This is a genomic window from Roseibium sp. RKSG952 (genome assembly GCF_009711355.1).
The window spans coordinates 1-6040 of sequence record NZ_SMMF01000733.1 but is presented as its reverse complement, the minus strand read 5'-3'; the positions used below and the strand labels follow the sequence as shown (position 1 = coordinate 6040).

At 59.4% G+C, this 6040-nt stretch carries 6 protein-coding genes; all 6 read left to right on the top strand.

Annotation, left to right across the window (positions count from 1 at the left end; all coding sequences use genetic code 11):
* Positions 1-505 precede the first annotated feature (505 nt).
* Genes E1297_RS05035 through E1297_RS05010 form a run of 6 tightly spaced genes read left to right on the top strand, consistent with a single transcriptional unit; the run spans position 506 to position 5851 of the window.
* A complete protein-coding gene (locus tag E1297_RS05035) occupies positions 506-2209 on the top strand; it encodes an ABC transporter substrate-binding protein (RefSeq protein ID WP_155134728.1) in 1704 nt (567 codons plus the stop codon).
* An 11-nt stretch (positions 2210-2220) separates the two neighbouring features.
* Entirely contained in the window at positions 2221-3051 is an 831-nt protein-coding gene (locus tag E1297_RS05030; RefSeq protein WP_155134724.1) for a VWA domain-containing protein, read from the top strand.
* Positions 3032-3499: an OmpA family protein gene (locus E1297_RS05025; RefSeq protein ID WP_155134721.1), complete on the top strand. Its 468-nt coding sequence runs from the start codon at positions 3032-3034 to the stop codon at positions 3497-3499. Before E1297_RS05030 ends, E1297_RS05025 begins: the two co-directional genes overlap by 20 nt.
* Positions 3496-4134: a hypothetical protein gene (locus tag E1297_RS05020; RefSeq protein WP_155134718.1), complete on the top strand. Its 639-nt coding sequence runs from the start codon at positions 3496-3498 to the stop codon at positions 4132-4134. The genes E1297_RS05025 and E1297_RS05020 overlap by 4 nt, the downstream gene beginning before the upstream one ends.
* Positions 4131-4751, top strand: a complete 621-nt coding sequence (locus E1297_RS05015; RefSeq protein ID WP_155134715.1) for a 5-bromo-4-chloroindolyl phosphate hydrolysis family protein — start codon at positions 4131-4133, stop codon at positions 4749-4751. The genes E1297_RS05020 and E1297_RS05015 overlap by 4 nt, the downstream gene beginning before the upstream one ends.
* Before the next feature lie 2 nt (positions 4752-4753).
* Positions 4754-5851, top strand: a complete 1098-nt coding sequence (locus tag E1297_RS05010; RefSeq protein WP_155134712.1) for a toxic anion resistance protein — start codon at positions 4754-4756, stop codon at positions 5849-5851.
* Positions 5852-6040 lie beyond the last annotated feature (189 nt).

Genomic DNA, 6040 nt, shown 5'->3' with positions numbered 1-6040 from the left:
GCGCTTCGCTAAAATCCCCGTCCTTCAGGGGCGGGGAAGACGTTAACGACGTAGACGCATATTCCTTCGTGTCGAACGACCCAATCGTTGAGAACTCAAAACTCTCGGAGAGCACCACCCGTCGTCGTTCTGTCGTCGGTAGGCCATTCCAAGCGGCTCGAAACCTCGAAGAACCGGGGTAGATGGGAATGCAGACGTTGGTCGGCTCCTCGGACCCGCCTGAGTGTTCGGGGCGATTTCGCGCCCGGAGTTCGGGCGTTCGCCAGAAGACGACCAACGTCTTTCGGGAAAGAAGTTAGACGCTTCGCTAGGCGAAAGGATTCGTTCATTTCCGCGCGCCGACCCCGGTAAATATGGATTTGCCCCAATAAAATTGTTGACAAACAATCAGTAAAAAAGGTATTCAGCCACCCGATATGTGGGCGAATTCAACGTATAATTCGCTCCCGGGTTGAATGGCGGGGTATCGAATTCCGTCCTTCCCCCCAAACGGAAAGGACTCCATATGCGTATTAGCGTTTCGACCCTCGCGGGTCTGGTCGTCGCGATCCTGTCGTTCGGCCAAGCTCAGGCGTTCACCGCGACGACCAGCGAGCCCCTCACGGAAAAGATTTCGACCTCGATCCGGGACTGCCGGGTAGGCAAGTCCTTCACCGCACCGCTCATCACGTGGGGCGCGGACATGGTTACCATTCACGCCAACGGCGGTCTGAAGACCGCGTCTGGCTCCAACTTCGCGAAGGCTGGACTGGACATCACGCTGAAGCGCGTCGATGACTTCTCGGCACAGCTTTCCGACTACATGTCCTGTCAGACACCGTTCCTGCGCGCGACCGTCGGTATGGCGAATCTCGCGGCCGATCTGACGAGTGCTGACCCGCGCACGGCCATGGTCGCGGTTTATCAGCATTCCTGGTCGGCAGGCGGCGACGCTCTCGTCGTGACTCCGGGTATCGAAAAGCCTGTGGACCTCAAGGGCAAGCGCATCGCAGTGCAGGCGTACGGTCCTCACGTCGATTACCTCTTGACCGTTCTCGGCGATGCGGGTCTCGACATCGGCGACGTCGAAATCGTATGGACCTCCGATCTCACGGGTCTCACGAATTCCTCGCCGGACACAGCTCTGATCGAGGGAGCGGCTGACGCTGCGATGGTCATCATCCCGGACGCTTTGGCACTCACCAGCGGCGGCAACGTCGGAACCGGCTCAGAAGGCAGTGTCAAGGGCGCTGAGGTCCTGCTATCAACCAAGACGGCGAACAGGGTCATTGCGGATGCCTACTACGTTCGTTCCGATTTCCTTAAAGCCAACCCGGATGCGGTGAACGCCTTTGTCGAGGCGCTTGTTGACAGCGAACGGGAAGTCTCCGCCATCACGCGTCAGGGCGGTTCGGATGCGAAGGTCCTTTACGCTCTGGGTGCCGAAATCCTGCTGGATGACGAAAGCGCGGTCGAGGACGCGGCGGGTCTTTGGACAGATGTCGAGACCGTCGGCGCCGAGGGTAACGCCAGGTTCTTCCGCGACCCGGCGTATCAGCGTCGGTTTTCTCGCCTCAATGAGACCATTCAGGGTAAGTACATCGCTCTCGGGATGCTCAAGCGCGTCAGCGTGATCGCCGGACCTCCGGCTACAATCACGGCTTTCGGCCAGTCCTCCGGCGGCGTCGCGAAGGCGCGTTTCAACGAGGAAGCCGTAAATAAGACCGTCGCCGACCTTCAGGCACAGGGTGCTCTAGAGGACGGAACCTTGTTCTTGTTTGAACTGAACTTCAAGCCGAACCAGAACGAGTTCGATGTCAAGATTTATGAAGATGCTTTCAAGAAGGCTGTCGATCTGGCCGCGACCTACGGCGGTGCCCTGATCACCGTGGAAGGGCACGCCGACCCTCTGAACTACCTGAAGAAGCAGAGAGCGGGTGCGGGTGATGCCGCTTTGAAGAAGATCGCTCAATCCGCGCGCAATCTTTCCTACAACCGCGCCTCGGCTGTCCGTGCGGGCTTAATCCAATTGGCAGAAGCGGAGGGGCTCTATATGGACCCGTCGCAGTTCGCCTTGCTTGGCCAAGGCTTCAGCGACCCCCTGACGGGCATGTGCGGTCAACATCCGTGCGCTCCGAAGTCGAAGGAGGAGTGGCTGTCCAACATGCGCGTCGTGTTCCGCATCATCAAGGTTGAAGCTGAGGCTTCCGATTTCGAGCTGTTGGATTGAGGGGGGAGTCGATGAGAAATCTTAGTCTACTTCTCCTTGCGGGAGCGTCTCTCGCGCTCGCGGCCTGCAACGACCAGTCTCAACAGCAGAAGTCCCCGCTCCCGACTGTCCAGTCCGGCGCGACCAACGTCACGGCGGACGAAATCGGCTCTGAAGGGCTCAAGGAGTACGTGGGTCGGTATCCCAAGTCGGAAACGAAGCTCGGAGCCATGATGAACTTCGGTGCCCGGCTGTCCGGGGGTGTTCCGCTCGCCGCGAACAGCATGTCGAAGAACTATTACTTCGTTCTCGACGGTTCCGGCTCGATGGGCGAGACAGAGTGCACCGAGCCGCGTACGAAAATGGACGTAGCCAAGGAGGCGCTGATCAGCCTGTTTGATCAGATTCCGGGTGCGGACAACGTCGGACTGTTCGTTTTCGACCGAAAGGGCGCTTCCGAACGCGTGGCGCTCGCCACGGGTAATCGGGACGCACTCAGAGTGGCGGTCGAGGCGGTTCGACCGGATTACAGAACGCCACTTGGCGCGAGTGTTCATGAGGCTGCGGTGGTGCTTGAGCGTCAGGCAGCCGCACAGCTCGGTTACGGCGAATACAATCTGGTCGTGGTGACCGACGGCGCCGCGACAGACAGCTCGGATCTCGAGAGGATCGTGGATCTCGTCGCCGACCAGACCCCGATCAATCTCTTCACGGTCGGCTTTTGCATCGACGATCGACACATCCTCAATCAGGAAGGCCGTACGGAGTACCGCTCCGCCCTCAACCCGGAGGAACTCGGCACGGCGCTAAAGGCTGTGCTCGCAGAATCGGAGGATTTCGGTGATGTCACAGTCTTTAACTGATCAGAGATACGGGTTTCGATCTATCGTCGGCCTGTTGATCTTCCTTGGGTGCGCTGGATTGGTCGTCTTCGATTCCGTGGTTCGTTTGGGAGCTGCGGGCCCCGACATGGAGATCGCGTTTACGCGCGGTCTCTCAACGGCGGCTGATTTCGACGATACGGTGATGGAAATCGTGCGCCGGATGCAAGCTGAGTCCGATCTGGTAGTCACCCTTCGCGGTCATACCGGAACGCTCGGGGATGCTGACATTAATAAGGAGCTCGGGCGAGACCGCGCACAGAAGGTCAAGGATTCCATTGTCGCCCAGGGCATCGTTCCGGGTCGCATTTCCGTGACCGGTGTCGGCGGCGAGGAACCGCTTTCGCAGGAAGGCGGGGAGTCCGGTCGCGTTTATCAGCGTCGTTTGGCCCGCGTGCAGGCGGTCTTCGAGATCGGAGATGTGCGATGAGAGCGGCCGAGAGTATGCATTGGCGACACTGGAACCCCGGTCTCGATAACGGCGAGAAAACCCTTGGCGAAGTTCTGGAGACGCTTCCGGCGGCCCCGCCGGAGGCAATTCCCCTAATCATTCGGATCGTGGAGAATCCGTCCTCCATGATCGCCCTGCCCGGCGCGATTACTCTGGAGCGGCATGACGCGGTTCACGTCCTGCTCGGCCGGGGTCTAACCACGCAGGACGAGGCGTTCGTTATCGGTTTCACCATGGGGGCGACCAAGAAGCTGAGGCGCTGGCAGGAACGCGTTTTCGAGTTCGCAGCGACCAAGCTTTACCCGCAGCCTTATGCGTTCACCGAGGACGATCTGATCTCGTGGCGTCTGGGCGTGGCCGAAGGCCGGAAGCAGAACGTCGTGCGTCTGGACAATCTTCCGCTCGAGAACGCCGGGCACCTGCGGTTAAAGGATTTGCGTCAGATGCTCGGCATCGACACGCTTCAACTACGTGCGGTCAATCGAAAGATGCAGGTGATCCGTCCGGACGGTCCCGCGACGAGGCGTCTGGATCTCGATGTCGACGGCATCGACGCCGCCGCCACCGTACGTCCGGATGGTCCGCCGAGCGATTGGAAAAAGGAACGCTCATGAGCGCGGGGCACGGCCGGATGGCCGAATTCCCATGGCGCGGCGCGGCGGTCGGGAGTCTATCGTCCTCCGTGTTGTTGGCGGGGCATTTTCTCGGCGGCTACGACCTAGGTCAAGCTTTGTTGGTCGGCGCGATTTCCTATGTCGGCGTGCAACTTGCGCTCGGCGTGGATCTTGTTCCTCCGTCACCGCCCAAGGCTCCGACGGGCTTTACCGCCGAAGCGTTCGCGGAACTGATCGCCGCGGCGAAGAAGCGGATCGCGGATATCGCCGCAGCGAACGAGCGGATCCCGTCTGAGGTTGCGACCGAAAAAATGCATACGCTTGCCGAGCGTGCGCTTGAAATCGTGAATGTTATCGAGAGCGATCCCGACAAAGTTGGACCGGGGCAGAAGTTTCTGTCCGTGTACCTCGAGGGAATGGCGCGGGTTTCGCAGAAGTACGCCGACACCCATACGCTCGCCGACTGCGAGAAGCTCGATACGCAGTTCATCGGAATGCTAGACCGGGCCGCGGAGACCTGCGGCGAGGTCAAGGAAAAATTAATCAGGGCCGACAAGCTGGACCTCGATGTCGACATGACCGTTTTCACCAAACGGCTGAATTTCGAAGGAGTTTGAACATGACCGAAGTAATGACGAACGCAGGTACCGAAAACAACGAGCTTCTGGTGGCCGCCACATCCGTGGACGCGCTTCCGGAAGTGCGTCGCGGCGAGGTCACGAAGAAGATGTCCGCAATTTCTATCGACGACACCCAGAGCATTCTGCTCTTCGGCTCCGACGCTCAGTCGGGCATGCAGCAGGTGTCCGCCAAGATGCTCAACGGCGTGAAGAGCAAGGATACGGGTGAAGTCGGCGAGGTGATGAACAGGGTCGTTCTGGAGATTCGCGGCTTCGACGTCTCCGGACTGACGGAAGAACAGGGCTGGGTCGGGAAGCTCTTCGCTCGCGTTTCGCCCGTGGCCCTGACGATCCAGAAGTACGAGTCGGTCAAGTCTCAGATCAACGCGCTCAAGATGGACCTAGAGCACCACAAGGGTGCTATGCTCCGTGACTCGGAGTTCCTTGACCGTCTCTACAAGGAGGCCTTGTTGTGCTTCCAGAAGCTCGATGAGTATATCCTTGCCGGCGAGCAGCAGCTCAAGAAATGGGACGAAGAGGTCATTCCGCCCGTCGCCGAGAAAGCCAAGGCCAACGATCAGCTGGCGGCCGAGGAATTGCGCAAGCTGGGCGCGGCCCGCGACATGCTTAATCGCCGTATTCACGACCTGAAGTTGACCCAAACTGTGACCATGCAATCGATGCCCTCCATCGGCATGCTTCAGGACAACGACAACGGCCTGGTATTGAAGATTGAAAGCACGATCCAGAACACGATCCCGCTCTGGGAAATTCAGTTGGCGCAGGCAGTTGCCATCGCCAACAGCCGCGAAGCGGGCAAGGCAGTTCGGAAGTCCGGCGACTTGACGAACGAGATGCTCGAGAAGAACGCCGCGAACCTGCGTCAGGGCAACGCGGAGGTCCGCGCCGAACTGGAGCGCGGTATCATCGACATCGAGTCTTTGAAGAAGGCTCATGAGAGCCTGATTGGCACCATCACCGATTCCATCGAAATTGCGAACAAGGGCCGCGAGGCTCGCGCAAACGCAGAAGCGGAGATGAAGAAGATGAATGGCGAGCTGGTGCAGAAGCTTCAGGAGGCGGCTCAGGCGGCTTGAGGTCGTTCACCGTCAGTCGTTTCAAGTTGCCGAAGCCGTCCGGTTCGTCCGGGCGGCTTTTTCGTCATTAGGCATCGCCGTGTTGCGGTTGGACTCGATCGTCAAGCCGTCGCTGGCGTGAAACAAGACCCAAGACAACGTGCCATTACGCAAAGGGTTTTCTTTGGTCGCCGTCTTGTTTCGCTGACT